We start from the raw sequence: 26,141 nt of genomic DNA on the forward strand, positions 1-26,141 counted from the left end.
CGTTCCCCTTCCCGTGACCCGCCCCCGCCCCGTCGACGTCGCCGTGCTCGGCGCCGGGCAGGCGGGGCTGGCCACCGCCTACGGACTGCTCCGCCAGGGCTTCGCCCGGGAGACGGGGTTCGTCGTCCTCGACGACAACACCCAGCCGGGTGGCGCCTGGCAGCACCGCTGGCCCTCGCTCACCGTCGGGACGACGCACCGGGTGCACGACCTCCCGGGCCTGCCCTTCGACGCAGGCGCCGACGACGACCGGGCGAGCAGGGTCGTGCCGGCCTACTTCGCCGCCTACGAGCGCGCGTTCGACCTGCCGGTGCACCGGCCCGTGCGGGTCACCGCGGTGCGGCCGGGCGAGCGTCTGCTGGTCGAGACCTCCGCCGGCGACTGGGCGGCGCGCGCGATCGTCAACGCCACCGGCACCTGGACGCGGCCGTTCGTCCCCCGCTACCCCGGTCAGGAGCTGTTCGCCGGCCGCCAGCTGCACACGGCCGACTACCGCTCGGCCGCGGAGTTCGCCGGCCGCCACGTGGTCGTCGTCGGCGGCGGCGCCTCGGCGGTGCAGCTGCTCGGGGAGATCTCGCGGGTCACCTCGACGACCTGGGTGACGCGGCGTCCGCCGATCTGGCGCGAGGGCCCCTTCGGGACCGACGAGGGCCGCGCCGCGGTCGCCCGCGTCGAGGAGGCCGTGCGGGCGGGCCGCTCCCCCGGCAGCGTCGTCGGCGTCACCGGGCTGGTCGTCACGCCGTGGGTCCGCGACGCCCTCGACCGCGGCGCGCTGCGGCGACTGCCCATGTTCGACCGCATCACCGCCGACGGCGTGGCCTGGGACGACGGCCGGTTCATGCCGGCCGACGTGATCCTCTGGGCCACCGGCTTCCGCGCCGCGCTCGCACACCTCGCGCCGCTGCGCCTGCGCGAGCCCGGGGGCGGCATCCGGATGGCCGGCACGCGCACCGCCCGGGACCCGCGGGTGCACCTGGTCGGCTACGGCCCCTCGGCCAGCACGATCGGCGCCAACCGCGCGGGCCAGACCGCCGCCCGCGAGCTGCGGGCCTTCCTCTCTCCCGCGTCGCTGGCCGCCTGAGCCGGCCTCAGCTGCCGCCGACCCCGATCGCGGTCAGGAACACGAGGACGACGGTCGCGACGGCGAACACGCCGTGCGCCCCCACCAGCCCGGCCGGGATGTGCCGTTCCGGTGCGGGATCGGTCTCGGCGACCGCGCCGCCCGCGCCTCCGGCGGACCCGCCGCCGACCAGCTCGCCGCGGCGGGTCTTGTTCCAGCGCAGCACGAGCACGTCACCGAGGACGGCGACCAGGACCAGGACGACGAACGCCACCCAGGTCAGCGCGTCGGCGTCCGCGACCAGGTAGATGATCCACACGACCAACCCGGCGGCGGCGAGCAGGAAGTGGCTGAAGACCACCGGGGGCCGGAAGGCACCGCTGGTCGATCGGGTGCCGCCGGCGCGCAGCCAGCGGCCGAGCATCGTGAAGCCCAACCCCGCCGTGACGATCCAGGTGATCAGCGCGGCAACGGCCATGTCAGTCTCCTCGTCTTCCGGGGGCTCGAACGTCGACGGGTGCGCCGGGCCGGGCGAACCCTTCGGCCTGCTCCGCCTCCTCGGCCACGCGGACCCCGTACCGGTAGGCGAGCTTGCCGCCGAGGGAGCCGGAGATCCCGAGGGCGGCGAGGCACACGGCGGAGAGCACCAGCGGCCCGATGCCGGTGGGCCCGTCGTCCGCGGACAGCCGCCAGAGGAAGCCGAGCGCGAAGCCGACGGTGATGGCCAGGTTCAGGCCCATGTGGACCAGCGCCGTCCGGTGGGCCGGGGTCCCCGACGGGATGAGCAGGAAGTCGAGGAAGCCGACCGCCGCGGCCGCCAGGGCGCCGAGGACGCCGATCGCGATCAGCCACAGCGCGCCGGTCGCCAGCGCGGCGCCGTCCCGGACCACGTGCGAGCCGATGTCCAGGACCAGGCTCGAGACCCAGGCGCCGATGGGGACGGTCACCAGGATCGGGTGGAAAGGATGCCCGTAGGGGCCGGCCAGCAGCGCCGAGGCCGGCCGCTTGGCGCGGGTGTCCACTGGCTCCATCGCGACCTCCGAGAGGGTCGGCATTTGCCAATGGATGTTGGTCTTTTAGCGCCGGGGCGTCAAGAGGAAGGGGATCGGCGCACCGATGTTGGCGATACGATGCCGCCCATGAGCACCCCGGGCCGGCAGCTCCCGGACCTCCAGGCCGTGGCCGCGCTCGCCGACCCGGTGCGCCGCGCGCTCTTCGAGCACCTGCGGCGGGCGGACGGTCCGGTGACGCGCGAGGCGGCCGCCGAGGCGGTCGGGATCTCCCGCAAGCTGGCGGCGTTCCACCTGGACAAGCTGGTGGCGGCCGGCCTGCTCGAGGCGCGGACCGGGGACGGCGGCGGCCGGGGCATCGGGCGCCGTCCGAAGGTCTACGCCCCCTCCGGCACGGAGGTCCGCGTGACCATCCCGCCGCGCAGTCCCGACCTGCTCGCCGAGCTGCTGGTCGAGGCGGTGCGCACCGAGCAGCCGACCGAGACGGCGGGCGAGGCGGCCCTGCGCGTCGCCCGTGCCCGCGGCGCCGCCGACGGCGCGGCCGAGCGCAGCGCGCGGCGCACCGGCCGGCTCGGTGCCGAGCGGGCGCTCGCCCTGGCCGGCGCCGTCCTGTCGCGGCTGGGTTTCGAGCCGGTCCGGGAGGCGGGCACCGCCCTGCGGCTGCGCAACTGCCCCTTCCACCCGCTCGCCGCCCGCGACCCCGAGCTGGTGTGCGGGATCAACCACGCGTTCGTGACCGGGCTGCTCGAGGGGCTGCAGGCGCGGACGGTCGATGCGGCGCTGGAGCCGACGCCGGGCCAGTGCTGCGTGCGGCTGCAGCCCGCGCGCCCCTGAGCCCGCGGTTTGGGACAGTGGAGGCGATGAGCACCTCCACTGACGACGCCGCCGAGGGCCGTACCCGCGCCGGCGAGTACCTGCGCCTGCTCGAAGCCGGCGACCCCGCCGCCGACGACCTGCTCGCCGGCGTGACCGGGATCCGCGAGCTGGTCTTCCTGGGCGCCGGGCTGACCGGCATCGCCCGCACGCTCGGCCGGCAGCTGCCCCCTGCCCAGCGCGCCCAGGCCAGCACCCGGCAGCTGCGCCTCGGCCAGCTCCGCGACGCCAACCGCACCGACCCGGAGGGGCTCCGGACGTGGCTGCGCCGGGCCGGGGAGGAGATCCTCTTCCTCCGCTCGCTGCGCGCCGCCGCGGACCGCGCCGTCAGCTGACCCGCGCCCTCAGCTGACCCGCGCCCTCAGCTGACCGGCGCGGTCAGCTGACCCGGACCGAGGCGCGGGCCAGCGGCAGCACCGCCACCAGCACCGCGCCGATCAGCGCGTAGGTCCACGGCAGGCCGAGGCCGACGGCCGCCAGTCCGGGCAGCAGCGCGCCGGCGCCGGTGCCGCCGTCGAACGCGGCGTTCCAGAACGCGCTCGCCGTCGTGGCGCCGCTGTCACCGGCCCGGCGGAACGCGGCCAGCAGCGTGAGGTTCTGCGTCGCGCCGTAGCCGAGCCCGAACACGGTCGCGCCGGCCAGCACGGCCGCCGTCCCCTCCTCCACGCCGAGCGCGAGGACGACGAGACCGGCGGCGGCCAGCACCACCGACAGCGGCAGCAGCACGCGCATCCCGATCCGGTCGGCCAGCACGCCGGCGCGCCAGCGGCTGACGGCGGCGGTGAGGTTCATCAGCAGCAGCGCCGTGGTCGCGATCGCGCCCTCCGGCCGCTCGATCGGCAGGAAGGTCACCACCGCGCCGCCGGCCAGGGTGACCACGAAAAGCAGCACCGACGGGACCAGCGCGCTGCGCACGGCGCGGCGGGACGCGCCCGGCCCGGCCGCCGCGGGCGGTGCGGACGGCGCCGCGCGGACCAGCCGGGGCACCAGCGGCAGGCCCAGCACCGGGGCCGCGGCCAGCCAGGCCAGCCACTCGGCGCGCCCGCCCAGCACGAGCGCCACCCCCAGCGGGACGGCGACCAGCTGCGGCACCGCGATGGCCAGCCCGTACAGACCGAAGGACTCCCCACGCCGCTCCGGAGGGGCGAGCAGCCCGGCCAGCGTCGCGCCCACCACGGTGAGAACCGCGAAGCCCGCGCCGCGCACCGCCGAGATGCCGGCCAGCCAGCCGAGGGAGTCGCCGGCCGCGTACAGCGGGGAGGGCGCGCCGAGCGCGAGCAGCCCGCCGGCCAGCACCGGGCCCAGGCCGAACCGCCGCGTCAGCGCGGGCACCGCCAGCTGGACCGCGATCGTGACCAGCAGGAACACCGTGGTGACGACGCCGGCGGCGGTCGCGCCGGCCCCGCCGGCGACCGCGTAGGCCGGCAGCGAGGCCAGCGTCAGGCAGAAGCTGACGAACCCGAGCGAGGTCGCCGCGATCAGCGCCCGCAGCGCCGGCAGCCGCCACAGCGACTCCCGCACCTCTGCCCCGGCCACGCCCCCACGGTATGCAGGGCCGGTGCCCTTGCTGACCATCGGCCACGGTCCCGACGACCGGGTCCGCCTCGGCGCCCGGCTGGCCGCGGCCTCGGTCGCGGTCCTGGTCGACGTCCGCCGGTTCCCCGGCAGCCGGTCGAACCCGGACGTCCGCCGCGAGGCGCTGGCCGACTGGCTCCCCGCGGCCGGCATCGGCTACCGCTGGGAGGAGCGGCTCGGCGGCCGGCGCCGGCTGCCCCGCGGCGAGCCGGTCGCGGACGGATGGTGGACCGACGCCGCGTTCGCCGCCTACGCCGCGCACACCCGGACGCCGGAGTTCGCCGCGGCGCTCGACGAGGTGCTCGCGGAGGCGGCAGGGGCAGCGGTGGCGGTGATGTGCAGCGAGAGCGTGTGGTGGCGCTGCCACCGGCGGCTGATCGCGGACGTCGCCGTCCTCGGGCGGGGGGTGCCGGTCGCCCACCTGATGCCCGACGGCCGGCTCGCCGAGCACCGCCCGTCGGACGGCGCCGTCCTCGCGCCCGACGGCCTCGTCCGCTGGCCGTAGCGGAGGAGATCCGTGCGCGTGACCGCGACGGATCTCCTCCGCTCAGCCCTGGTGCGGGTAGCGGTGGTCGGTCGGCGGGACGAACGTCTCCTTGATCGAGCGGGTCGAGGTCCAGCGCAGCAGGTTCTGCGCCGCGCCGGCCTTGTCGTTGGTGCCCGACGCCCGGCCGCCGCCGAAGGGCTGCTGGCCGACGACGGCGCCGGTCGGCTTGTCGTTGATGTAGAAGTTTCCGGCGGCGAAGCGCAGGTACCGCTCGGCGTGGGCGATCGCGGCGCGGTCCTGCGCGATGATCGACCCGGTGAGCGCGTACGGGGCGACCGACTCCATCTGCTCGAGCACGCGGTCGTACTCGCCGTCGTCGTAGACGTGCACCGCGAGCACCGGCCCGAAGTACTCGGTCGCGAACATCTCGTGCCCGGGGTCGGTGCCCTCGACGATCGTCGGGCGGACGAAGAAGCCCTCGCTGTCATCCACGGTGCCGCCGGCGACCACGGTCAGCGCCGGGTCGTTCTTCGCCCGGTCGATCACCCGCGCGAGCTTGTCGAACGAGCACCGGTCGATGACCGCGCCCAGGAAGTTGGCGAAGTCGGTGACGTCGCCCATGGGCAGCGCCTCGGTCTCGCCGATCAGGTCCTCGCGCAGCCGCGCCCAGACGCTGCGCGGCACGTAGGCCCGGGAGGCCGCCGAGCACTTCTGGCCCTGGTACTCGAAGGCGCCGCGGATCAGCGCGGTGCGCAGCACGTCGACGTCGGCCGAGGCGTGCGCGACGACGAAGTCCTTGCCGCCGGTCTCCCCCACGACCCGCGGGTAGGCGCGGTAGGAGGCGATGTTGTTCCCGACGGTGCGCCACAGGTGCTGGAAGACGGCGGTGGAGCCGGTGAAGTGGATGCCGGCGAGGTCGCGGTCGGCGAGGACGACGTCGGAGACGGCCACGCCGTCGCCGGGCAGCAGGTTGATCACCCCGGGCGGCAGGCCGGCCGCCTCGAGCAGCCGCATCACGAAGTGCGCGGCGAACTGCTGGGTCGGCGCCGGCTTCCACACGACGGTGTTGCCCATCAGCGCCGGCGCCGTGGGCAGGTTGCCGGCGATCGCGGTGAAGTTGAACGGCGTGATCGCGTAGACGAACCCCTCCAGCGGGCGGTGGTCGGTGCGGTTCCACACCCCCGGCGAGGACACCGGCTGCTCGGCGACGATCTCCCGGGCGAAGTGCACGTTCCAGCGCCAGAAGTCGATCAGCTCGCACGCGCTGTCGATCTCGGCCTGGTAGGCGGTCTTGCTCTGGCCCAGCATCGTCGCGGCGTTCAGCGTCTGCCGCCACGGCCCGGCCAGCAGGTCGGCGGCCTTGAGGAACACCGCCGCGCGGTCGTCGAAGGAGAGGGACTGCCAGGCAGGCGCCGCCCCCTTGGCAGCGAGAACCGCGTCCTCGGCGTCGGCGTGCGTGGCGTGCGCCGAGCGGCCCAGGACGGCGGCGTGCCGGTGCGGCTGCACGACCTCGAACTCCGGCCCGCCGGGCATCCGCTCCTGGCCGCCGACGGTCGCGGTCAGCTCGAACGGGGCGTCGGCCAGCTCGGCCAGCCGCAGCTCCAGCGCGGCCCGCTCCGGCGAGCCGGGGGCGTAGGTGAGCACGGGCTCGTTGCGGGGAGCGGGCACCCGGGTGACGGCGTCCATGGGGCTCAGCCTTTCGTCGCGAGGGAGCGCAGGAAGAAGCGCAGGTTGGCGGGGCGCTCGGCCAGTCGGCGCATGAAGTAGCCGTACCAGTCGACGCCATAGGGCACGTAGGCGCGCACGCGGACGCCGGCGGCGGCCAGCCGGCGTTGCTCGTCGGGCCGGATGCCGTAGAGCATCTGGACCTCCCAGGTGTCCGGCGTCCGCCCGTACTCGGCGGCCAGCCGCTGGGCCAGGCCGACCATGGCCGGGTCGTGCGAGCCGACCATCGGGTAGCCGGGACCGCGCATCAGGACGCCGAGGCAGCGGGCGTAGGCGGCGTCCACCTCCCGGCGGTGGGGGAAGGCGACCTCCGGCGGTTCCCGGTAGGCGCCCTTGACCAGCCGCACCCGTGAGCCGGCGGTGGCCAGCGCGTGGGCGTCGTCCTCGGTGCGGCGCAGCATGGCCTGCAGCACCGCGCCGACCCCGGGGTGGTCACGGCGCAGCTCGGCCACGGCGGCGAGGGTGGCGTCGACGGTGCGGGACTCCTCCATGTCGAGGGTGACCGTCGTGCCCAGCGCCTGCGCCGACTCGACGACCGGGCGGACCAGTTCGAGGGCCAGGTCCTCACCGCCGGGCAGTGCCTGCCCGAAGGCCGACAGCTTCACCGAGACCTCCGCGGCCGGGCCGAGGCCGAGCGGCGCCAGCCCGTCGAGGGCGGCCAGGTAGGCGTCGCGCGAGCGCTTGGCCTCCAGCCGGGTGGTGACGTCCTCGCCGAGGTGGTCGAGGGTCACCGCGATGCCGTCGGCCGACAGGGTGCCGACGACGGTCAGCGCGTCCGCCAGCGTCTCGCCGGCCACGAAGCGGTCGACCACCCGCCGGGTGGCCGGGGTGCCCACGACCAGCCGCCGCAGGGCGGGGCGGCGCGAGGCCGCCAGCAGCCCTCTCTGCATCAGCACGAGCCACCTCCGCACCGCTTGACGACGCCTCCGACGCTAAGCACCCGCGGGCCCGGGGACCAGCGACAGACGTACGACGTCCCCCGTACTGATTTCATACACCTGTACAGGAGGGAGGCGGTGTGCGCGACGAGCTGCAGGAGCTGGTCGACCAGGTGTCCCGGCTGCTGGCGGCGCCGGTCACGCTGGAGGACGCCGAGTTCACCCTGCTGGCGTTCTGCGCCCACGACGGCGCGGGGGGCACCGGCATGGACGCCGTCCGCACGCGGTCGATCCTCACCCGGGGCTCCCCACCGGAGACCCGCCGCTGGTTCGAGGAGTTCGGGATCGCCCGGGCCGAGGGGCCGCTGCGGACGCCGGCCGACCCCGGCGCCGGCATCCTCACCCGGCTGGTGATCCCGGTGCGGCACGCCGGCCGCACGCACGGCTACCTGTGGCTGCTCGACGAGGGCCGCACCGACCCGGACGACGCGGACGACGCGGCCCTGGCCGCCGCGGTGGAGCTCGCCGCCGAGGCCGGCCGGCTGCTGGCGGGCCGCGAGCCCGCGGAGGGCGCGCTGGACCGGGTGCTGCGCACGGCGCTCACCGGGGGCGGCACCGCCCGCGACCGCGCCTTCCGGACCCTGGGCGACCGGTTCGGGGCCGGCGCCGCGCAGCTCGTGGTGGCCCTCGCCCCGGCCGGCGGGGTGCTCCCGTCCGGCTGGCGGGCGCCCGGCGCGGGGGCCGTGAGCGCGGTGCTGGCCGAGGACGGCGAGCGGGTCGCCGTGCTCGTGCCGCTGCGGCGGGCCGGCGACCTGCGGCCGGCCACCGCGCTGACCGCCGCCGCGCTGTCCACGCTGCCGCCCGGCAGCAGCGCGGGGCTCTCGGCGGTGCGCTCCGGCATCGGCGACCTGCCGGGCCAGTGGGCCGAGGCCCGCGCCGCCGCCCGCGTGGCGGCCGGCGTCGAGGAGTTCGCGCCGGTCGCCCACTGGGCCGAGCTGGGTGCCTGGCGGGCGATCACCGCGCTGCCCGGACCCGACCCCGCCGTCGGCCGGCTGCTCGCCGAGCCGGTGCTCGCCCGGACGGCGGAGGTCTTCCTCGACTGCGCCGGCAGCGCGTCCCGGGCGGCGGCCGCCCTGGGCATCCACCGCCAGACGCTGTACTACCGGCTGGGGCGGGTGTCCGAGCTGACCGGTCTCGACCTCGCCGACGGGGCGGACCGCCTGCTCGTGCACACGGCGCTCAAGGCCGGACGGCTGGACCGTACGTGCAGTGGGCGGTGATGCCCCTCGCAGTCACCGCAGCCTCCGCCGGGCCACGGGTGCCGGTGGGTCGACGCCTCAGGCCCCAGCGAAGTAGTCCGTCACGGCCCGCTGGGCATTCGCGATCGGTTCTGCCTGCTTGGCCGCAGGGGGCGCGAACTCGGTGGTCTCGAGCTCATAGGTGAACAGGTCGATCGTCTGGTCCGCTTCCGCCCTGGTCCGCAGCTGCCCTTGCTCTGCGGGGAACATCAGGGTCTCGAAGACGCCGGCAAGGTGGCGCTTCAGCACATCTGCCTCCGGCCCCGGGAGGTTCGCAGCTGCCCTCGCTGGGCCCTCCGTCAGGCGAAGACCGAGGACGTCCGGCTTCAGCGGGTAGAGGCCGGGTGATCCAGCCACCTCCGCACCTCGGTGGTCGAAGGCGTGCAGGGGCAGATTGTTCAGCAGGCCGCCATCCACCCAGAAGCCGCCGTAGTCGTCGACCACCCCCCCTTCCCTCGCCGGCACTTGCGCCTCCACCAGCACCGGCTTGAAGAGGAGAGGCAGATTCATCGATATCCCAACCGCCTCCGCCACCGGAAAGTCCGGCGTCAACCGCTCCGAGAACATCGCTGGCTTGTGCGTGGTGACGTTCGCTCCCGTGACCACCAGGTCGATGCCGGTCAGCTGACGGAACGCTCGGAACGACAAAGCGTCGGCAGGGCGGACCCGACCGAAGTCCCCGCCTGCCATCCTCAGCAGCTTCCCACCCAGGAACGTGTTCATCTGGGACTGGAAGAACCGCCGGGGCTGGAACCCCGGGAAGAGGCCGCGGTCGAAGAGGAAGTTGTAGAGGTAGGCGTCCGGCTGCCGCGCCAACCGTTGCAGTATGGGGGTCGGCGGCCCCAGGACACCGAACCGGATCAGTTGCGGCAGGAGGAATTCCGCGGCCGCCAGCCGGCCCGAGACGCTCGCGGCGCGCGCGGCGACGAAGGCCCTGACATCCACGCCCGGCGGCGCATCGCTACGGACACCGGGCCGGTTGTCCTTGTCCACGACTCGGTAGCGCCCTGGATCGGGCCCGTCGAAGAACCGGGTGAAGGTCGACGGATTGGAAAGGATTCGCTCGAGCGCGGCGGCCGTCGCCCCCATACTGAGCAGCAGTGCCGTGATGGCCCCGGCGGAAGCTCCGCTGATCCCGCGGATCTGGCTTTGCCCGGGGCGGTCGATGTCAATGGGCAGGACGCCCAGTCGTTCAAGTGCCCGGACGGCCCCGAGGTAGGTCACGCCTTTTCCTCCGCCGCCCTCCAGCGCCAGGAAGTGCACGTCCTCGGGCCGCCGGATCCTCACGGCCGCCTCGTGGGTCGCGGCGGCCATGGTGCAGCGCAGGACAGGGGACCGTCCCTACCGCCGAGCCGACCGAGTCCTCGTCCGGCTCCGACCGGTGGCGACGCATCGGATCGGATCGTGCCGGCGGCGGCCACCGACTCCGACAGCGGGCTCACGGGTTCAGATCCGGTCCGGGCTGGAGGTAGATGAGGTTGGTGGGCGTGGTGACCGGCCAGGTGCTGCCTTGGAGCACGCCGGCTCCCTCGGCCTGAGCCGCTGCCACCAGTTCGGCGGCGATCGACACGTAGAGCGGGTCGGAGCTGCTGATCGGTGGCGGGGCGCCGCCGTACCACACCTGTCCTGTGGCGAAGAACCAGAGCGCCACCTGCTCGAATCCCGGCCTGACGGGCACCACTGCCCTGGCGAGCCCCGCCTCGAGGAAGGCGTCGTGCAGCACGTCCACGCCGTCACCGCTGGCTGCGTACGGCCATGCCGTGTGCCGTCCCCAGAAGTACGGATACAGGGTGTAGACGATGTTCTCCCACTCGAATGCCTGCTCGTAGAACGAGATGACTGCGGATTGACCCACCGCGGCTGCGTCGTCGATGAGTGGTTCGTCCTCGGGTGATGCCTGGACGATCGCGCCGAAGGAGCGCAGCGGCGAGCCGGACAGGAGGCTGATGACCGACTTCTTCAGCTCCGCGCGCTCCACTTGCCTGTTGAGGGCGGGGTTCTGGCCGGTCACGATGCCGGCGGAGCTGATGCTCGTCGCGCGACGGCGCTCCTCCCATGCGGAGTGCTGGGCCTCGTAGGCCTGCATGATCGCGTTGAACGTGCGGATCTGCCACTGCTCCAGCAAGCGGTCCGTGCGCTGGCACACGATCTCGACCGTGTAGGCGAATCCCCAGGCGTTGTTGATCGTGAAGGCGAGGGGCACCGTGCCGTCCTCGTCCGCGAGCAGCACGCTGAAGGGTAGCGGCATAGCGGCGTCCCCATTCGCGTCGTGAAACGTGGCGGCACCGACTGCGATCCAGACGTCGAACTTCCACGCGCTCGCGTGCATGACACCGTTGGCACGCACGGCCCGGTAGCCGTCCGGCACCTCCAGGCGGTCCTCGGAGCGGTAGAAGAGGAACGCCGGCGTGGCGGCGCCCGGCGTGTTCTGCTGGTACTCCTGCCGGCCGGACGCCGCGACCGTGGTGAAGAGAGGCGGCGGAGGCTCGACCGCCGCCGAGTACCGCCGGGCGACGTCACGGTAGTTGGCGGCGTCGAGCTGGTCCGGCGAGGTCAGGGGCCCGTCCTCCGGCAGGGCGGGAGCCGCGGGTTCCGGGTCCCCGACCTCCTGCGGCCCCTGCCCCGCCCGCCAGCGGAGGTACGCCCCCGGCTCGGGGACGTGCACCTCGAACATCAGCCGCAGACCGTAGCTGTAGGCGCCGACCTCCTGTACGTCGTCGACGAACCGGTAGATCCCGGCCTTGTTGGGCTGGGAGTCCCCGTTCGTCAGCTGGTGGCGGTTGGTCTCCTCGATCTCGCGGATGGTGATGCGCTGGCGTCGCTCAAGGGTCCGCTCCGCAACCCGCTTGACCGCCCTGTCGACCGTCTCCCGGGCGGTGGTGGTCGCGGTCCGCGTGGCGTTGCTCGTTGCGGACGACGAGGTGTAGCCAAAGCTGGCCGACGCCTGGACCGTCCCGTAGCTCCCGGAGACCTGCGCGCCGACCTGCAGCTGCACCTGCGCGTTGACCTCGTTGCGGGTCTCGGTCTCGAGGCTGAAGCGCTCCGTCGACTGGAGGTCCCGCTCGTCCACGACGGTGCGCTCCGTCTCGAAGAACGTCTGCTCCTCCGTGCGGTCGAGCCGCCGGTGCGTTCGTTCTCGGGTCTCACCGGAGAGGACGTTCTCGATGTAGGTGATCGTGCCGAGGACGTACTCGTCGTGCTCCCGCCGGACGCTGAGGAGCTCACCGATCCCCGGAGGCCGGACCATCCCGGCGACCGGGAGCCGCAGCGCCCCGTATCCGATCGGGAAGCCGCCGGTGGGATCGGGGACCCCATCGGCGGCCCTGGCCGATCGACGACCGGGCACAGCGCTCGCCCGCTCGACCGCATCGATGGCGGATATCGCGTTCACGACACCCGGCGCGACGCGATCGAGCAACGCCCGTGTGCCCTCCGACAGACGATCGCGCACTGCCCCCTGGAGGAGGACCTGCGGAGCGCTCAGGGTGACTGATTCGGTCGGTCGGAGGCGCCGGGGCAACTCATCCGGAGGGTCCTCCTCGAGGGCGGGCCGAAGTTCCAGTGCGTCGTCGGGGTTGACGAGGACCGCGACGAGTTCGGCCAGGGCTGCATCGCGATCCCGTCGGATCCGCTCCGGTTCCAGGATCTCGACCCCCTCCTCGTCAGGGGCGATTTCCTCGCGGATCCGGTCGGCGGCCGCCTCCTGGACGAGTAGAGCGGACACCGCCGGCGAGAGGACCGGCAAACAGGTGTCCAAGAGCTCGCGAAGCCGGGTGTCGAACTCTTCCTCCTCACCGCCCCGGACTTCACCCTCCCAGCGCAGCGCCTGCTGGGCGACCGCCGCCACGACCACCAGCCGGGAGATGTCGCCGCGGGCGTCACCCGCCAACTCCGACAGGAGGGCAACCGCGATGAGGGCGTCCTGAGCGGTCAGCCGAGCGTTGTCCACGACCGCCTCCACGTCCAGGATGGCGCGGATCTGCCGCACGAATCCCCTCAGGGTTAGCGTCTCGACTGGACCGAGAGACTCGTCGAGCCGCCGTAAGCCGGTGAGAGGCCCCTCGACCGAGCCGGGGCCCGCCAGCCATTCCCTAGCCACGGCGGCCACGTCTTCCCCGGCACCCGCGGCCGCCACCACGGCGTTCTCGAAGTCGCTGGAGGGCTCCGACCAAGCGCGGAGGACAGGCCCCAACTCCTGGGGCGTCGCAGGCTCTGCCCCTCGTAGCTGGACGAAGCGGAATAGTTCGTCGGGCATGGCATGCTCCTGCCGCTCGGGACGTGCGGCGTCCTCCAGGCGCGCCCACGGAGCATCGCGGGCAGCCGATGGCCATTCATCGTGCCGACGAGTCGTCACCGAGCCGTCAATCCGGTGTGAACCGGGCTTCGCACCTGGCCGCTGAGTCTGGCGCCCAGCCGCACGGTCCGGGGGACGCGCCTCGCGGACAAGCACGCCGTCTGCGGACACCGGGCTCAAGGCCGGACGGCTGAGCAGGTGATTCATAGTGCACCTAAGCTTGCGGCAATGGCTGCAGGGGAAGAGGCGTCGCCTCGTAGCGGCGTCGACGTCCTGCGGACGCTGCGGACGGCGACGGCGCGCGAGCACGAGCAGGTCGAGTCCGCGCTCGACCTGATGAGTCCCGACCTCGACCGGGCCCGCCTGGCCGACGTCCTCGGCCGGCTGCACGCGTTCTGGCGGGCCGCCGAGGCGGGGCTGGACGACTGGGCCGAGCGCGAGCCGGAGCCCGCGGGCGCGGTGGAGTGGGGCCGCCGACGGCGGGCGGCGCTGTTCGCCGCGGACCTCGCCGCCCTCGGCGCCGAGTCCGTCCCCGGCCTCCCCGTCCTGCCCGACGTCGAGGGGACCGACGAGGCGCTCGGCCGGATGTACGTGCTCGAGGGCTCGACGCTCGGCGGCACGTTCATCGACCGCCACCTCGCCGGCCTCCCCGGGCTCGGCGTCCGGGTCACCGCCTTCTCCCCCTACGGCGCCGAGACCGGTGCCATGTGGCACGCGTTCCGGCGGTTCACCCGCGAGCGCGTGAGCGATCCCGACCGCGCGGTCGCCGCCGCCGGCGCCACGTTCCGGGCGCTCGCCGCCTGGTGCGCACCGGTGGCCGCGTGAGCGGACCGGTGCCGGAGGTCGACTGGCTCGCCCCCGGCACCCCGGTCGACCTCGACAACTGCGCCCGGGAGCCGATCCACGTCCCCGGCAGCATCCAGCCGCGCGGCGTCCTGCTCGCGGTGAGCGAGCCGCACCTGGTCGTCCAGCAGGTGTCGGACAACGTGGCCGAACTGACCGGGGTTCCCCCCGCCGAGGCGCTCGGCCGGCCGCTCCGGGAGGTCCTGGGCGTCGCCCCCGCCGAGGCGGTGGCGCTCACCGCCAGCGCCTTCGGCGACCTGCGGGAGCGCAACCCGGTGGAGCTCACCCTCGACGTCGACGGGACGCCGGTGCCGGTCGACGCCATCCTGCACCGGGCGGTCATCCGGCCCGGCGACCCCCCGCTGCCCGGCCTGCCGGCGGACACCGGCGGCGAGGCGGTGTCGAGCCTGGTGGTCGAACTCGAGCCGGCCCGCGGCCCGCGGCCGTTCTCCTTCCCGAACACCTACCAGGCGGTCCGGGGCACGGTCGGCGAGCTCAACCGGGCCAGCACGCTGCAGGAGCTCTACGACATCACCGCCCAGGCGGTGCGCACGCTGACCGGCTTCGACCGCGTGATGGTCTACCGGTACGACGCCGAGTACAACGGCGAGGTCGTCGCCGAGGCCCGGGCCGAGCACCTGAACTCCTTCCTCGGGCTGCACTACCCGGCCTCCGACATCCCGGCGCAGGCGCGGGCGCTGTACGAGAAGAACTGGATCCGGCTGATCTCCGACGTCGACTACGTGCCGGCGCCGCTGGTCCCGACCGACCACCCCGGCAACGACCGGCCGCTGGACCTGACGTACTCGGCGCTGCGCAGCGTCTCCCCCATCCACATCGAGTACCTGAAGAACATGGGCGTGCGCGCCTCGATGTCGATCTCGCTGCTGCGCGACGACAGGCTCTGGGGCCTCATCGCCTGCCACCACTACGCCGGGCCGCACGCCCCGCCCTACGCCACCCGCGCCGCGGCGGAGTTCCTCGGGTCCACGCTGTCGCTGCGGCTGGTCGACCGCGCGCTGGAGGAGGAGACCCAGCGGGCGCTGCGGGTCCGCTCGACGCTGGCGTGGCTCACCGCGGCCACCCTCGACGAGGACCGCCCGCTGGCCGACACCCTGCTCGGCTCGCCGGACCTGCTGGACCTGCTGCCCGCCGACGGCGTCGTCGTCCGGCTGCAGGGGCACACCGGCAGCCGCGGCGTGACCCTGCCGGACGGCCTGGCCGAGGCCGTCGCCGGCTGGGCGGCCACCCGCGGGGCCGACGTCGTCGCCACCGACGCCCTGCCGCGGCAGGCGCCCGAGCTCGGCGTGCCGGTCGAGCTGGCCTGCGGCGTGCTCGTGCTGCCGCTGCCGGAGGGACAGTTCATCCTCTGGTTCCGCGGCGAGAGGGTGCAGACCGTCGACTGGGGCGGCGACCCGCACAACAAGGCGATCGCGATGCGGGAGGGGGACGAGGTCCGGCTCTCCCCGCGCCGGTCCTTCGACCGCTGGCGGGAGGTCGTGCGCGGCCGCTCGGAGCCCTGGACCGGCCAGCAGGTGGCCGAGGCGACCGAGCTGCGCACCCACCTGCTCGAGGCGCTCTACGCCCGCTCGCGCAGCATCGTGCGCGCCGCCGAGACGCTGCAGCGCAGCCTGCTCTCCGATCCCCCGCAGCCCGAGCACCTGCAGGTGGCCGTGCGGTACGTGCCCGCGGCGCGCGAGGCCCAGGTCGGCGGCGACTGGTACGACGTCTTCGGCCAGCCCGACGGGTCGACCATGCTGGTCATCGGCGACGTCGCGGGGCACGACACCGAGGCGGCGGCGTGCATGGCGCAGCTGCGTGGGCTGCTGCGCGGCATCGCCTACGACAGCGCCGACAGCCCGGCTGCCGTCCTGGCCCGGCTCGACGGCGCGATCGAGGGACTCCGCCTCGGCGCCATGGCCACCGTGCTGGTCGCCCGCCTCGAGGAGACCGGCGCCGGCACCCGGCTGCGCTGGTCGAGCGCCGGCCACCTGCCGCCGGTGGTGGTGGACCCGGACGGCGCCCAGCGGGTGCTGGCGGCGCCCGGGCTGATGCTCGGGGTCGCGCCCGCGGTATCCCGCGCCGACAGCGAGGTCGTGCTCGAGCGCGGCGCCACCGTCGTCCTCTACACCGACGGGCTCGTCGAGCGCCGGGACCAGGTCTTCGACGAGGGCGTGGAGCACCTGCGGCAGGAGCTGGCCGGCCTGCGCGAGCGGCCGGTCGAGGAGCTGTGCGACGCGCTCCTCGCCCGGCTGCTGCCCGAACGGGCCGAGGACGACGTCGCGCTGGTCGCCGTCCGCCTCCGGCCGCGGTAGCTCAGGCCTGCTCGGGGTTGGAGAAGCGCGGGTTCAGCCCGTCGTCCTGGGCACCGCCGGCCCCCGGCAACGGGGTCTCGTCCTCGGCCGCCTCCGCGACCAGGTCGGCGTCCTCGTCGGCGGGTGTTCGGTCGACGTCGCTCTCCAGCGCCTGCAGCAGCCGCTGCTCGTCGGGCCCCAGGTCGGCGGGGCCGAGGTGCTCACCCGGCGCGCCGGCGTCGGATCCGGAGGCCATCGCGCTGTCGGGGAACTCAGCGCTGTCGGGGAGGTCGTCGCGGTCCATCGCAGATCTCCTCAGCGGGGGAAGTTCGGCTCGAGGCGCGGCACGATCTGCATCTCGGGAACGTAGGCCGACGGGTGCAGCAGGAGCAACGTGCGGACGGTCTCGGCCACGGCGGAGGGCGGCATCATCAGGTGGGACGGGATGCCCCACTGCTCCATCATCGGGGTGTCCATCGCCGCGGGGATGACGCTCTGGACGCGGCAGGGGAACGGCCGCTCGCTGCCGTCGGGCAGCCGGATCGCCTTCTCCCGCAGCTCGCGCTGGATGCACCTGGTGGCGTTGCGGAACCCGGCCTTGGAGCCGTTGTAGGCGATCGCGCCGCTGCCGGAGGTGATCGCCGAGAGCGACACGATGTGGACGACGTCGGCGGTGCGGCCCTCCGGCAGGTGCTGCACGCGCTTCATGAACTCGCTGGTGAGGAAGATCGGGCCCTCGCAGTTGACCGCCTGCACCATCCGGTAGTCGGCGAGGTCGATGTCGGTGATGTAGCCCGGGCGGTCGATGCCCGCGACGTTGACCAGGATGTCGAAGGCGTCCCCGTGCCGGTCGAAGAGCGCCCCGACCACGCCGCGCCGGTTCTCGTCGTCGGTGACGTCCAGCGCGACGACGTCGGCCGAGCCGCCCGCCTCGGCCACCATCGCCCGGGTCTCCTCGCTGCCGGCGGCGTTGATGTCGCCGATGGCCACGTGCGCGCCGGCCTCGGCGAGGGCGACGCAGGTCGCCCGGCCGAGCCCGCTCGCCCCGCCCGTGACCAGGGCGACACGCCCCTTGAGCGACCCGGTGACGTCCATGCAGTTCTCCGTTCTGGGTGATCAGCGCCTGCTCGTGATCACTCTCGCGGACAACCGGGCGGCCCGCAGTTCGGGCGGTCAGCGGGTGGGCGCCCGCCCGGGTGCGGCCAGCCCGGGCAGCCGATCGGCGGGGGTGGCCCAGACGTCGGCGAGGGTGACCGTGCGCAGCTTGCGCTCGCTGATCAGGTCGAGCAGCTCCCCGTAGACCGTGGTGACCGCCGGGTGGTTGGCGTGACCGATCACGATCGCCTGTTCGATGAACCACTCGCGGGCGAACGCGACCAGCTCCGGACCCGTCAGCACGGTGGAGTCACCGAGGGTGCCGTTCCACATCGCGATCGTCGGGTGCCCCTGGTCGGCGGCGATGGCGTCCACCCGCTCGTCGTGCGACCCGAACGGCGGCCGGAAGAACGGCATGTCCCGGACGCCGAAGGTGTTCCGCAGGAAGTCGCGGTTGCGGGCGATCTCCTCGGCGATCTCCGCGTCGGACAGCGTCATCAGGTCCGGGTGCGACCAGGTGTGGTTGCCGATCGCCACCTGCCCGGAGTCGATCAGCGGCTGCAGCGCGGCGGCGTTGTCGGTCCAGGAGCTGTACATCCCGTTGGGGAAGAAGGTCAGCCGGACCCCGGTGTCGGCCGCGAACTGGGCGTAGGCGGCCACGACCTCGGTGCTGGTGCCGTCGTCGATGGTCAGCGCCAGCGACGTCCCCTCGCCGGGCAGGTCGGTCACCACCCCGAGCGGCGGATCGACCGGCACCAGGCCGACGACGTTCGCCGCGGGCTCCGCCGGTGGCCCGGCGGCGGCCGCCGGCGGGGCGGCGGCCGGGGGGGCTTCCGCCGCCCGGGCAGGCCGGATCTGCTCGGTGCCGTGGGCGACCGCCGCGCCCGAGACGCCCGCTGCCAACAAGAGGAGGAACCGCCGTCGGTCCATGGCCGGGACGCTAACGACGGCCGGACCGCGCCCCGGGCAGCGCGCGGGCGACGCGCCGCAGCCATTCGCAGGGTCAGACGCGATATACGGACAGTGATGGTGTCGGGTGCTCTCAGCGTACGCCCGGCCACGCTACGTCACTGGTGACGACGTACCCGGGGCCGCCGCCCCACCCCCCGGAGGGGTGAACCTGCGTCCTTTTCCCGCTGGGGTCCATCCAGCAACTCCCCCGCTGAGCCGAAGCCCTTCGCGCAAGGCATCGCAACCAACACACGGAGGTGCACGTGATGCTCAGCAGTACGAGGGGAAGGGCACCCGCCCTCGCCTCACAGGGCGTGACATGGGGCGGGCTGCCCCTGCACGCACGCAGGGTCGCGACGGTCGCGACCGCATTCCTCCTGGCCGCAGGCGTGGCCGGTCCCGCGATGGCGTCGGCCGCCTCGGCCGCGAGCCCGTCGTCGGCCGCTCTCGTCCCGGTCATCGTCCAGGAGCAGGAGGGCACCGAGAACGGTCCCGAGCGCGCCGTCGAGGCGTTCGGCGGCTCGGTCACCCAGCAGTTCTCGGTCTTCCAGGGCTTCAGCGCGAAGCTGCCGGCCGACCGGTTCGACGCGCTGCGGGCCGTGCCCGGCGTCGCCGCGGTGACCCAGGACGCGACGCTGACCCTCAACGGCCTCGGCGACGGTCTGATCGGGTCGGTCACCAAGACCGTCACCGACACGACCTCCACGGTGACCGCGCCGGTGACCTCCACGGTGACCGCGCCGGTGACCTCCACGGTGACCGACGCCACGACCGCCACGACGACGGCTGTCGCGGACACCACGACGGCGGTCGCCGACGTCACCGAGGACACCGTGACCGACGTGGCCGAGGTCGCGGAGGACACAGCCACGGCGGTCGGCGAGGTCGCGGAGGACACCACCGCGGCGGTCGCTGACGTCGCGGAGGACGCCGTGGCCGCGGTCGGTGACGTGGCGGCGCAGGCGGCTCAGGCCGGCTCGCTCTACACGCTCGCCAACGAGGTCACCGGCGCGTCGGCGATGTGGGACGCGGGCTACACCGGCCAGGGTGTGGACGTGGCGGTCATCGACTCGGGCACCGTCCCGGTCGCCGGCCTCGACGACCCGAGCCGGCTGGTCTACGGCCCCGACCTGTCCTTCGAGGCCGGCACGCCGGTGGAGAACCTGGACACCAACGGTCACGGCACCGCCATGGCCGGCATCATCGCCGGTCACGACGCCGACGCCACCGCCCCCTACAGCGGTGACTCGGACAGCTACGTCGGCATGGCGCCGGACGCCCGGATCGTCAGCATCAAGGTCGCTGACGCGCTGGGGCGCACCGACGTCTCCCAGGCGATCGCCGCGATCGACTGGGTCGTCGAGCACGGGGACGAGAACGGCCTGAACATCCGCGTGCTGAACATGTCGTTCGGCACCGACGGTGTGCAGAGCTACCTGCTGGACCCGCTGGCCTACGCGGCCGAGCAGGCCTGGCACAAGGGCATCGTCGCCGTCGTCGCCGTCGGCAACGAGGGCTTCGGCACCCAGAAGGTGAACAACCCGGCCTACGACCCGTACGTCCTCGCGGTCGGCAGCGCCAACGCCAACGGGACGGCCACGACGGCCGACGACACGGTCTCCTCGTTCTCGAACGACGGTGACGGCACCCGCAACCCCGACCTGGTCGCTCCCGGTGAGCGCGTGGTCAGCCTGCGGAGCCCGAACTCGTTCCTCGACCAGGAGCACCCGACCGCGCGCATCGGTGACCGGCTGTTCCGCGGGAGCGGCACCTCGCAGGCGGCCGCGGTCGTCTCCGGTGCAGCGGCGCTGCTCATCTCGCAGCGCCCCGACATCACGCCGGACGAGGTCAAGGCGCTGCTCATGGGCTCTGCCCAGGAGATCCCCGGCGCCAGTGCCGCCCGGCAGGGCAGCGGCCTGCTCGACCTGGCCACCGCCCTGAACACGCCCACCCCGGAGAACGCGGTCCAGAACTACCCGCGCTCCACCGGTGACGGTTCGCTCGAGGCCGCGCGTGGTTCGGTCCACGTCGAGGTCGACGGTGACACCGTGACCGGCGAGGTCGACGTGACCGGCACGGACATCGAGGACTCCTCGGCCGAGACGATCGCCGAGGGCGTCACCGAGCAGCAGGCCGAGCCGGCCGAGCAGCCGGAGCTCTCCGGCGTGACCTGGTCCGGGGTGACCTGGAGCGGCGTGACCTGGTCCGGGGTGACCTGGAGCGGCGTCACGTGGTCCGGGGTGACCTGGAGCGGCGTGACCTGGTCCGGGGTGACCTGGAGCGGTGTCACGTGGTCCGGGGTGACCTGGAGCGGCGTGACCTGGTCCGGGGTGACCTGGAGCGGTGTCACGTGGTCCGGGGTGACCTGGTCCAGCAACTCGTGGTCCTGAACGACCGGTAACTGAACCCAGAAGGAGGTGACGACGATGGCGAACGGTGCTCCTGTCACGGGATCGCGTGCGATCCGGCTCAATGTTCCCCAGCGGATCATGCTGCTCACGGCCGCCCTGGCCGCGGTGGCGGTGGCGCTGTTCGCCGTCGTCGTCCGCACGCTTCCCGGAGCGCCCACGGCCGTGGCCCTGCCGTGGGTGCTCTGGGCGGCGGCCTTCGCGATCAGCGAGGCCTTCCCCGTCCACGTCCAGGTGAAGAAGGACTCGCACAGCTTCTCGGTCAGCGACCTGGTGATGGCCGCCGGCCTCATGCTCACCACCCCGGGCGACCTCGTCGTCGCCTACTTCGCCGGCGTCGCGGCCGCTCTGTTCCTGCACCGCAAGCAGCGGGGCCTCAAGCTCTGCTTCAACACGGCCCTGTGCGCGCTGACCGGCTGCGTGGCCACGGTCATCGACGCGGTCCTGTCCGCGCCGCTGGCCACGTCCTGGTACTGGCTGGCCGCCCTGGTCGCCGTCGTCAGCGCGACCCTGGTCGGCAACGCCTGCATCTTCGCGGTCATCAGCATCTCCGAGGGCCGCGTCGACCTCAGCAAGTTCATGGCGATGTGCACGCCGACCGTGCCCGCCGCGATCGCGGCGGCGGCCGTCGGCCTCGTCGTCGCCCGCACCGCGGTCGACGACCCGGCCGCGCTGGCCCTGCTGGCCCTGCCGACGTCCCTGATCATCGTCGCCTACCGCGCCTTCACCAAGGCCCACCAGCAGCAGGAGAACCTGCGGCGGCTGCACGAGGTCACCGCGCTGCTGCACCACAGCGACAGCCACGCCGCCCTCGGCGAGTTCCTGACCTCGGTCCGGTCGGCCTTCCGGGCCGAGATGGCCGAGCTGGTCCTCCTGGACACGACCGACCGCGAGGCGCTCACCGTGAGCACCAGCCGGGAGGGCACCGAGCCGACCGTGCTGGCCCCGCTCGAGGACCGCGAGTCCTTCCAGGGCCTGCTGCGCACCGCCATGGCCGCGGGTGTGCTCACGACGCGCGCCGGCGTGGGCCGGGGCGGGCTGGAGACCTACGCCTCCGACCGCAGCCTCAAGGACGCCATCGCCGCGGTGCTGCGCACCGACGACCGGGTGCACGGCCTGCTCGTGATCGGCGGGCGCCACGGTGAGGTCACCACGTTCACCGACAGCGACCTCGCCCTGCTCGAGACGTTCTCCCGGCACGTGGGCACGTCCCTGGAGCGCGGCCGGCTGGAGGAGACGCTGCGCCAGGTCACCGACCTCAAGGAGCAGCTGCGCCACCAGGCGCTGCACGACCCGCTGACCGGGCTGCCCAACCGCACGCTGTACCTGGACCGGGCCAAGCAGGCGGTCGAGTCGGCCGGGCGCTCGCAGGTGTGGCCGGCGATCCTCTACATCGACCTCGACGGCTTCAAGCCGGTCAACGACACCTACGGCCACGACGCCGGCGACCTCCTGCTGCGCACCGTCGCCGACCGCTTCCGCGCCTGCCTGCGGCCGTCGGACACCGCGGCCCGCCTCGGCGGCGACGAGTTCGCGATCCTGCTGGGCGGCCCCATCGACCGCGAGGGCGTCGAGCGGGTCATCGGGCGGATCCGCTCGCAGCTGGAGGTCCCGGTGGACCTCGGCGACGGCCGGATCGCCACCGTCGGCATGAGCATCGGCGTCGCCCTGGGCGACGAGGGCATCGCGGACGCCGACGCCCTCATCCGCCAGGCCGACATCGCGATGTACGCCGCCAAGCGCAGCGGCGGCAACTCGCACCTGTTCTACGAGGAGGGCCTCGGCGAGCAGGGCGACATCCGTCAGGACGCCGAGTCCGAGCTGGCTGCGGCCGTGCGCAACGGCGAGTTCGTGGTGGCCTACCAGCCGCTGATCGACATGCGCACCGGCCGGCCGATCGGCGCGGAGGCCCTGGTCCGCTGGCAGCACCCGACCCAGGGCCTGCGGACGCCGGACCAGTTCATCCCGCTGGCCGAGGAGACCGGCCTGATCACCGACATCGGTGTCGTCGTGCTCCGCGACGCCTGCCGGCAGGCCGCGCGCTGGGTGCGCTCGATCGCCCCGGACGACGAGCTGCTGGTCACCGTCAACCTCTCGGCGCGGCAGCTGCAGCACGAGGGGCTGGTGGAGGAGGTCCGCGCGGCGCTGGCCGAGTCCGAGCTCGAGCCGCACCGGCTGGTCCTGGAGATCACCGAGACGATGCTCATGCACGACCGCGACACCGCGGCGGCCACCCTGTGGGCGCTCAAGGACCTCGGCGTGCGGATCGCGATCGACGACTTCGGCACCGGCTACTCGTCGCTGGCCTACCTGCGCCGCTTCCCGATCGACATGCTCAAGGTGGCCCGCGAGTTCGTCGACGGCCTCGGCCGCGACGCGCACGACGACGTCATCACCCGCGCCATCGTCGAGCTCGCCGGCACGCTCGGCCTGCTCACCGTGGCCGAGGGCATCGAGACGACGCAGCAGCAGGAGCACGTGGCGGCGCTGGGCTGCGACCTGGCGCAGGGCTATCTGTTCTCCCGGCCCGTGGACGCCGACATGGTCATGTCGCTGGTCCGCGGTGAGTCCTGGGAGGACATCCCCGGCCAGGAGACGTCGGAGGACCTGACCACCACCGCCTGACCGGCTACGGGACCAGACCCGCGGCCTCGATGAGGCGGGCCTGTTCGCGGCACCAGGGCGACCAGGCGTCACCCTCGGTCTCCTGCCGGCGGCGGAACGCGGCCCAGTCGAGCAGCTCGCAGTCGGCGACCTCGGTGGGGTCCGGCGCCGGGGTGCCGCTGAACCGGCCGAGGTAGACCGGGCACACCTCGTTCTCGACCACCCCGCGGAACTCCGCGCGGTAGCGGTAGCCGGGCAGCGCCGGCCGCAGCGCAGCGACGCCGAGGCCGAGCTCGAAGTCCGCGCGGCGGGCGATGGCGGCGGCGTCGTCCTCCCCCGGACCCGGGTGGCCGCAGACGGTGTTGGTCCACATGCCGGGGAACGTCTGCTTGTCCTCCGCGCGACGGGTGACCAGCAGCCGGCCGGCGTCGTCGAAGAGGTAGGCGGAGAAGGCCCGGTGCAGCGGGGTCTCGCCGTGGTGCACCTGCGCCTTGGGCAGCGTCCCGATCGCCGTCCCCGCGTCGTCCACCAGCACGATCAGCTCCTCCGCCACTCCCCCATCGTCCCAGGCGGCTGCCACCTGGGATCAGCCGAGCTGATCCCAGGGGCTCCTGGCTCACGGTGCAGCGTGAGCCAGGACGCGCTGCCGTGAGCCAGGACAGCGATCCGCGGCCCCCGCACGCGGACCGGGTTGCCGAGCGGCAGAGTTGACCCCGTGGACAGCTTCCGGCGCGGTGACATGGTCTTCGACGTCCAGGACGGCGGACCTCCCGACGGCGAGCCCGTCGTCCTGCTGCACGGGTTCCCGCAGGACTGCACGGCCTTCGACCGGGTCTCCCCCGCCCTGCACTCCGCCGGCCTGCGCACGCTGGCGCCCGACCAGCGGGGCTACTCCCCCGGCGCGCGGCCGGTCGGGCGGGCGCACTACCGAATCCGCGACGCGGCCGACGACGTCCTCGCGCTGCTCGACGCCGCGGAGATCGACCGCGCGCACGTGGTGGGGCACGACTGGGGCGGCGCGGTGGCGTGGGCCCTCGGCGCCTGGCACCCCGACCGGCTGCGCACGCTCACCTCCCTCTCCACGCCGCACCCGGCGGCGATGCAGCAGGCCGCGCTGCGCAGCGACCAGGGACTGCGCTCCTGGTACATGGCCTTCTTCCAGCTGCCGTTCGTGCCGGAGACCCTGCTGATGGCCCGGGACGGCGCGGCCCTGCGCCGGGCGCTGTCCCGCGGCGGGCTCCCGGCCGAGAAGGTCGACCAGTACGTCAACCGGCTGCAGGAGCCGGACTGCCTGTCCGGCGCGCTGAACTGGTACCGGGCCATCCCGTGGAGCGCCCGCCAGCCGGTCGGCACCGTGCGGGTGCCGACGCTGCACGTCTGGAGCACCGGCGACACCTTCCTCGGCCGCACCGCCACCGAGGCCACCGCCCGCTTCGTCGACGCGCCCTACCGGCTCGAGGTGCTCGAGGACGTGCCGCACTGGATCCCCGAACTGGCCCCCGAGCGCACCGCCGAGCTGATCACCGCGCACGTCAGGACGGCGTGACGGCCTCCCGGAAGTGCGGCAGCAGCGTCGACCACCCACCGAGGTTGCGCTCGCGCCAGGCGGGACCGCGCTCGCCGAGCCGCGCCCAGCCCGAGTGCTCGATCTCCACCCGGGTGGCCGAGTCCCCGACCGGGAGGAAGCGGATCTCGACGTCCGTGGCGTCGGCGCGGTCGGTGCGCAGGAACCACAGATAGCCCAGGCGGACCGGTGGCTCCCAGACGGTCACCTCGCCCCACTCGTGCTCGGCGCCGTCCGCCGTCCGCTCGTAGATCCGGCCTCCCACGCGGCCCTCGAGGACGACGGTGGCCTCCGTGGACCCGCTGACCGTGTGGTCGGCCGGCCACCACCCGGCGATGCCCGCCGTCCAGGTGCGGAAGGCGTGCTCGCCGGAGCAGGCGACCTCGAAGGCCAGCCGCAGGGGCTCGGCGGTCACGGCCGCTCCCTCGTGTTCTCGGCGACCAGCCGGAAGCGGACGGCGGCCTCACCCCACACGCGCTGCAGGTAGGCCTGCACCGCGTCGAGCCCCTCCTCGCGGAGGCGGTAGATGCGCCGGGTGCCGCGCGGCTCCTCGGCGACGAACCCCGCCTCCTTGAGCAGCCGCAGGTGCCGGGACACCGCCGGCCGGCTGATCGGCAGCGCCGCGGCGATCTCCTGGACCGAGCGGTCGCCGCGGCCGAGCAGGCTCAGGATCTCCCGCCGGTTCGGGTCGCCGAGCGCGTCGAACGGGTCCCGGGCGGCGGGCTCAGGCACCCGACTCGACGCGCTTGCGCAGCCCGGCGGCGAACTGGTCGAACGACGGCTGCAGATCGGGCATCGACCGCCAGATCAGACCGAGCAGCGGTCCGGTGTACTCCTCGCGCATCCGGAACAGGGTGCCGTCGCCGTCGGGGGTCAGCGTGTAGGTGCGCTCCCCGCGGAACAGGCCGAGCGGCATGCCGCCGCTGAACACCAGCCGGCGGAACGGCTCGACCGTCGTCACCCGGACCGGGAAGGCGCGCCCCGGCGCGGCCGCCGACCTGATCGTGATCTTCTGCCCCTCCGCGATCGTGCCCTCGACGGCGGCCACCCCGGAGTCCCAGGACGGCCACCCGGCCGCGTCGACGAGCACCGCCCAGACGTCGTCCGGGCTCGCGGCGATCGACGCCGTCGACTCGTAGGACCTCATGCCGGCTCCTCTGCTTCGGTAACGTGGCGGTTACC

At 73.9% G+C, this 26,141-nt stretch carries 24 protein-coding genes; 10 read left to right on the forward strand and 14 right to left on the reverse strand.

Going from position 1 to position 26,141, the window contains the following annotated elements; all coding sequences use genetic code 11:
* Positions 1-13 precede the first annotated feature (13 nt).
* Complete coding sequence (locus ACWIYF_RS21130) at positions 14-1,081, forward strand: NAD(P)-binding domain-containing protein (protein ID WP_448624786.1); 1,068 nt, start codon at positions 14-16, stop codon at positions 1,079-1,081.
* Between the two features lie 7 nt (positions 1,082-1,088).
* On the opposite strand, the gene ACWIYF_RS21135 is transcribed toward ACWIYF_RS21130, so the two are convergent.
* Together ACWIYF_RS21135 and ACWIYF_RS21140 are read right to left on the reverse strand one after the other, a co-directional pair.
* On the reverse strand, positions 1,089-1,538 hold the full coding sequence (locus tag ACWIYF_RS21135) for a hypothetical protein (protein ID WP_448624787.1): 450 nt from the start codon (positions 1,536-1,538) through the stop codon (positions 1,089-1,091).
* 1 nt (position 1,539) lies between these two features.
* Positions 1,540-2,115, reverse strand: a complete 576-nt coding sequence (locus ACWIYF_RS21140) for a DUF2231 domain-containing protein (RefSeq protein WP_448624788.1) — start codon at positions 2,113-2,115, stop codon at positions 1,540-1,542.
* An 84-nt stretch (positions 2,116-2,199) separates the two neighbouring features.
* On the opposite strand from ACWIYF_RS21140, the gene ACWIYF_RS21145 reads away from it, so the two are divergent.
* Both ACWIYF_RS21145 and ACWIYF_RS21150 read left to right on the forward strand, forming a co-directional pair.
* The gene (locus ACWIYF_RS21145; protein ID WP_448624789.1) at positions 2,200-2,904 is read left to right on the forward strand and encodes a helix-turn-helix transcriptional regulator; all 705 of its coding nucleotides are present in this window, start codon (positions 2,200-2,202) and stop codon (positions 2,902-2,904) included.
* A gap of 26 nt (positions 2,905-2,930) precedes the next feature.
* The gene (locus ACWIYF_RS21150) at positions 2,931-3,278 is read left to right on the forward strand and encodes a hypothetical protein (RefSeq protein ID WP_448624790.1); all 348 of its coding nucleotides are present in this window, start codon (positions 2,931-2,933) and stop codon (positions 3,276-3,278) included.
* Between the two features lie 43 nt (positions 3,279-3,321).
* Here ACWIYF_RS21150 and ACWIYF_RS21155 read toward each other — a convergent pair whose 3' ends face one another.
* The gene (locus ACWIYF_RS21155) at positions 3,322-4,479 is read right to left on the reverse strand and encodes an MFS transporter (RefSeq protein ID WP_448624791.1); all 1,158 of its coding nucleotides are present in this window, start codon (positions 4,477-4,479) and stop codon (positions 3,322-3,324) included.
* A 22-nt stretch (positions 4,480-4,501) separates the two neighbouring features.
* Between ACWIYF_RS21155 and ACWIYF_RS21160 the strand changes: the two genes are divergently transcribed.
* A complete protein-coding gene (locus ACWIYF_RS21160) occupies positions 4,502-5,023 on the forward strand; it encodes a DUF488 domain-containing protein (RefSeq protein ID WP_448624792.1) in 522 nt (173 codons plus the stop codon).
* Between the two features lie 42 nt (positions 5,024-5,065).
* Here the strand turns inward: ACWIYF_RS21160 and pruA are convergent, their stop codons facing one another.
* Both pruA and ACWIYF_RS21170 read right to left on the reverse strand, forming a co-directional pair.
* Entirely contained in the window at positions 5,066-6,691 is a 1,626-nt protein-coding gene (gene pruA / locus ACWIYF_RS21165; RefSeq protein ID WP_448624793.1) for an L-glutamate gamma-semialdehyde dehydrogenase, read from the reverse strand.
* Positions 6,692-6,696: 5 nt separating this feature from the next.
* Entirely contained in the window at positions 6,697-7,620 is a 924-nt protein-coding gene (locus ACWIYF_RS21170; protein ID WP_448628781.1) for a proline dehydrogenase family protein, read from the reverse strand.
* Between the two features lie 128 nt (positions 7,621-7,748).
* Here ACWIYF_RS21170 and ACWIYF_RS21175 point away from each other — a divergent pair, with 128 nt between their 5' ends.
* Positions 7,749-8,888, forward strand: a complete 1,140-nt coding sequence (locus tag ACWIYF_RS21175; protein ID WP_448624794.1) for a helix-turn-helix domain-containing protein — start codon at positions 7,749-7,751, stop codon at positions 8,886-8,888.
* Positions 8,889-8,945: 57 nt separating this feature from the next.
* Here the strand turns inward: ACWIYF_RS21175 and ACWIYF_RS21180 are convergent, their stop codons facing one another.
* Entirely contained in the window at positions 8,946-10,220 is a 1,275-nt protein-coding gene (locus ACWIYF_RS21180) for a patatin-like phospholipase family protein (RefSeq protein WP_448624795.1), read from the reverse strand.
* A gap of 124 nt (positions 10,221-10,344) precedes the next feature.
* Positions 10,345-13,161, reverse strand: a complete 2,817-nt coding sequence (locus ACWIYF_RS21185; RefSeq protein WP_448624796.1) for a hypothetical protein — start codon at positions 13,159-13,161, stop codon at positions 10,345-10,347.
* A 267-nt stretch (positions 13,162-13,428) separates the two neighbouring features.
* On the opposite strand from ACWIYF_RS21185, the gene ACWIYF_RS21190 reads away from it, so the two are divergent.
* Positions 13,429-14,025, forward strand: coding sequence for a biliverdin-producing heme oxygenase (locus tag ACWIYF_RS21190; protein WP_448624797.1), 597 nt, complete (start codon positions 13,429-13,431; stop codon positions 14,023-14,025).
* Positions 14,022-16,358 carry a SpoIIE family protein phosphatase gene (locus ACWIYF_RS21195; RefSeq protein ID WP_448624798.1) on the forward strand — a complete coding sequence of 779 codons (2,337 nt, stop codon included), beginning with the start codon at positions 14,022-14,024 and terminating at the stop codon, positions 16,356-16,358. Before ACWIYF_RS21190 ends, ACWIYF_RS21195 begins: the two co-directional genes overlap by 4 nt.
* A gap of 1 nt (position 16,359) precedes the next feature.
* On the opposite strand, the gene ACWIYF_RS21200 is transcribed toward ACWIYF_RS21195, so the two are convergent.
* The 3 genes from ACWIYF_RS21200 to ACWIYF_RS21210 form a co-directional block, all read right to left on the reverse strand.
* Positions 16,360-16,641 carry a hypothetical protein gene (locus tag ACWIYF_RS21200; protein WP_448624799.1) on the reverse strand — a complete coding sequence of 94 codons (282 nt, stop codon included), beginning with the start codon at positions 16,639-16,641 and terminating at the stop codon, positions 16,360-16,362.
* Between the two features lie 11 nt (positions 16,642-16,652).
* Positions 16,653-17,432: an SDR family NAD(P)-dependent oxidoreductase gene (locus ACWIYF_RS21205; RefSeq protein WP_448624800.1), complete on the reverse strand. Its 780-nt coding sequence runs from the start codon at positions 17,430-17,432 to the stop codon at positions 16,653-16,655.
* A 78-nt stretch (positions 17,433-17,510) separates the two neighbouring features.
* Positions 17,511-18,362, reverse strand: coding sequence for a polysaccharide deacetylase family protein (locus ACWIYF_RS21210; protein WP_448624801.1), 852 nt, complete (start codon positions 18,360-18,362; stop codon positions 17,511-17,513).
* A 410-nt stretch (positions 18,363-18,772) separates the two neighbouring features.
* Here ACWIYF_RS21210 and ACWIYF_RS21215 point away from each other — a divergent pair, with 410 nt between their 5' ends.
* Positions 18,773-20,773, forward strand: coding sequence for a S8 family serine peptidase (locus ACWIYF_RS21215; RefSeq protein ID WP_448624802.1), 2,001 nt, complete (start codon positions 18,773-18,775; stop codon positions 20,771-20,773).
* A gap of 99 nt (positions 20,774-20,872) precedes the next feature.
* Entirely contained in the window at positions 20,873-23,416 is a 2,544-nt protein-coding gene (locus tag ACWIYF_RS21220; RefSeq protein ID WP_448624803.1) for a putative bifunctional diguanylate cyclase/phosphodiesterase, read from the forward strand.
* A 4-nt stretch (positions 23,417-23,420) separates the two neighbouring features.
* On the opposite strand, the gene idi is transcribed toward ACWIYF_RS21220, so the two are convergent.
* Positions 23,421-23,948: an isopentenyl-diphosphate Delta-isomerase gene (gene idi / locus ACWIYF_RS21225; RefSeq protein WP_448624804.1), complete on the reverse strand. Its 528-nt coding sequence runs from the start codon at positions 23,946-23,948 to the stop codon at positions 23,421-23,423.
* 162 nt (positions 23,949-24,110) lie between these two features.
* Here idi and ACWIYF_RS21230 point away from each other — a divergent pair, with 162 nt between their 5' ends.
* Positions 24,111-24,941, forward strand: coding sequence for an alpha/beta fold hydrolase (locus ACWIYF_RS21230; protein WP_448624805.1), 831 nt, complete (start codon positions 24,111-24,113; stop codon positions 24,939-24,941).
* Here ACWIYF_RS21230 and ACWIYF_RS21235 read toward each other — a convergent pair.
* The 3 genes from ACWIYF_RS21235 to ACWIYF_RS21245 are packed head-to-tail and all read right to left on the reverse strand — an operon-like array spanning position 24,928 to position 26,106.
* Positions 24,928-25,374 carry an SRPBCC domain-containing protein gene (locus ACWIYF_RS21235; protein WP_448624806.1) on the reverse strand — a complete coding sequence of 149 codons (447 nt, stop codon included), beginning with the start codon at positions 25,372-25,374 and terminating at the stop codon, positions 24,928-24,930. The two genes, ACWIYF_RS21230 and ACWIYF_RS21235, sit on opposite strands and share 14 nt — an antisense overlap.
* Positions 25,371-25,691 (reverse strand): ArsR/SmtB family transcription factor, encoded by a 321-nt coding sequence (locus ACWIYF_RS21240; RefSeq protein ID WP_448624807.1) that lies wholly within the window; start codon positions 25,689-25,691, stop codon positions 25,371-25,373. Before ACWIYF_RS21240 ends, ACWIYF_RS21235 begins: the two co-directional genes overlap by 4 nt.
* On the reverse strand, positions 25,684-26,106 hold the full coding sequence (locus ACWIYF_RS21245) for an SRPBCC family protein (RefSeq protein WP_448624808.1): 423 nt from the start codon (positions 26,104-26,106) through the stop codon (positions 25,684-25,686). Before ACWIYF_RS21245 ends, ACWIYF_RS21240 begins: the two co-directional genes overlap by 8 nt.
* Positions 26,107-26,141: the final 35 nt, after the last annotated feature.

The sequence above is a fragment of the Geodermatophilus sp. URMC 64 genome (assembly GCF_053502555.1).

Excerpts from the sequence above, each read along its gene's own strand:
- ACWIYF_RS21135 (WP_448624787.1), bottom strand. The coding sequence starts at position 1,538 with ATGGCCGTTGCCGCGCTGATCACCTGGATCGTCACGGCGGGGTTGGGC.
- ACWIYF_RS21140 (WP_448624788.1), bottom strand. The coding sequence starts at position 2,115 with ATGCCGACCCTCTCGGAGGTCGCGATGGAGCCAGTGGACACCCGCGCC.
- ACWIYF_RS21145 (WP_448624789.1), top strand. The coding sequence starts at position 2,200 with ATGAGCACCCCGGGCCGGCAGCTCCCGGACCTCCAGGCCGTGGCCGCG.
- ACWIYF_RS21150 (WP_448624790.1), top strand. The coding sequence starts at position 2,931 with ATGAGCACCTCCACTGACGACGCCGCCGAGGGCCGTACCCGCGCCGGC.
- pruA (WP_448624793.1), bottom strand. The coding sequence starts at position 6,691 with ATGGACGCCGTCACCCGGGTGCCCGCTCCCCGCAACGAGCCCGTGCTC.
- ACWIYF_RS21170 (WP_448628781.1), bottom strand. The coding sequence starts at position 7,620 with ATGCAGAGAGGGCTGCTGGCGGCCTCGCGCCGCCCCGCCCTGCGGCGG.
- ACWIYF_RS21180 (WP_448624795.1), bottom strand. The coding sequence starts at position 10,220 with ATGGCCGCCGCGACCCACGAGGCGGCCGTGAGGATCCGGCGGCCCGAG.
- ACWIYF_RS21185 (WP_448624796.1), bottom strand. The coding sequence starts at position 13,161 with ATGCCCGACGAACTATTCCGCTTCGTCCAGCTACGAGGGGCAGAGCCT.
- ACWIYF_RS21190 (WP_448624797.1), top strand. The coding sequence starts at position 13,429 with ATGGCTGCAGGGGAAGAGGCGTCGCCTCGTAGCGGCGTCGACGTCCTG.
- ACWIYF_RS21200 (WP_448624799.1), bottom strand. The coding sequence starts at position 16,641 with ATGGACCGCGACGACCTCCCCGACAGCGCTGAGTTCCCCGACAGCGCG.
- ACWIYF_RS21205 (WP_448624800.1), bottom strand. The coding sequence starts at position 17,432 with ATGGACGTCACCGGGTCGCTCAAGGGGCGTGTCGCCCTGGTCACGGGC.
- ACWIYF_RS21210 (WP_448624801.1), bottom strand. The coding sequence starts at position 18,362 with ATGGACCGACGGCGGTTCCTCCTCTTGTTGGCAGCGGGCGTCTCGGGC.
- ACWIYF_RS21220 (WP_448624803.1), top strand. The coding sequence starts at position 20,873 with ATGCTGCTCACGGCCGCCCTGGCCGCGGTGGCGGTGGCGCTGTTCGCC.
- ACWIYF_RS21245 (WP_448624808.1), bottom strand. The coding sequence starts at position 26,106 with ATGAGGTCCTACGAGTCGACGGCGTCGATCGCCGCGAGCCCGGACGAC.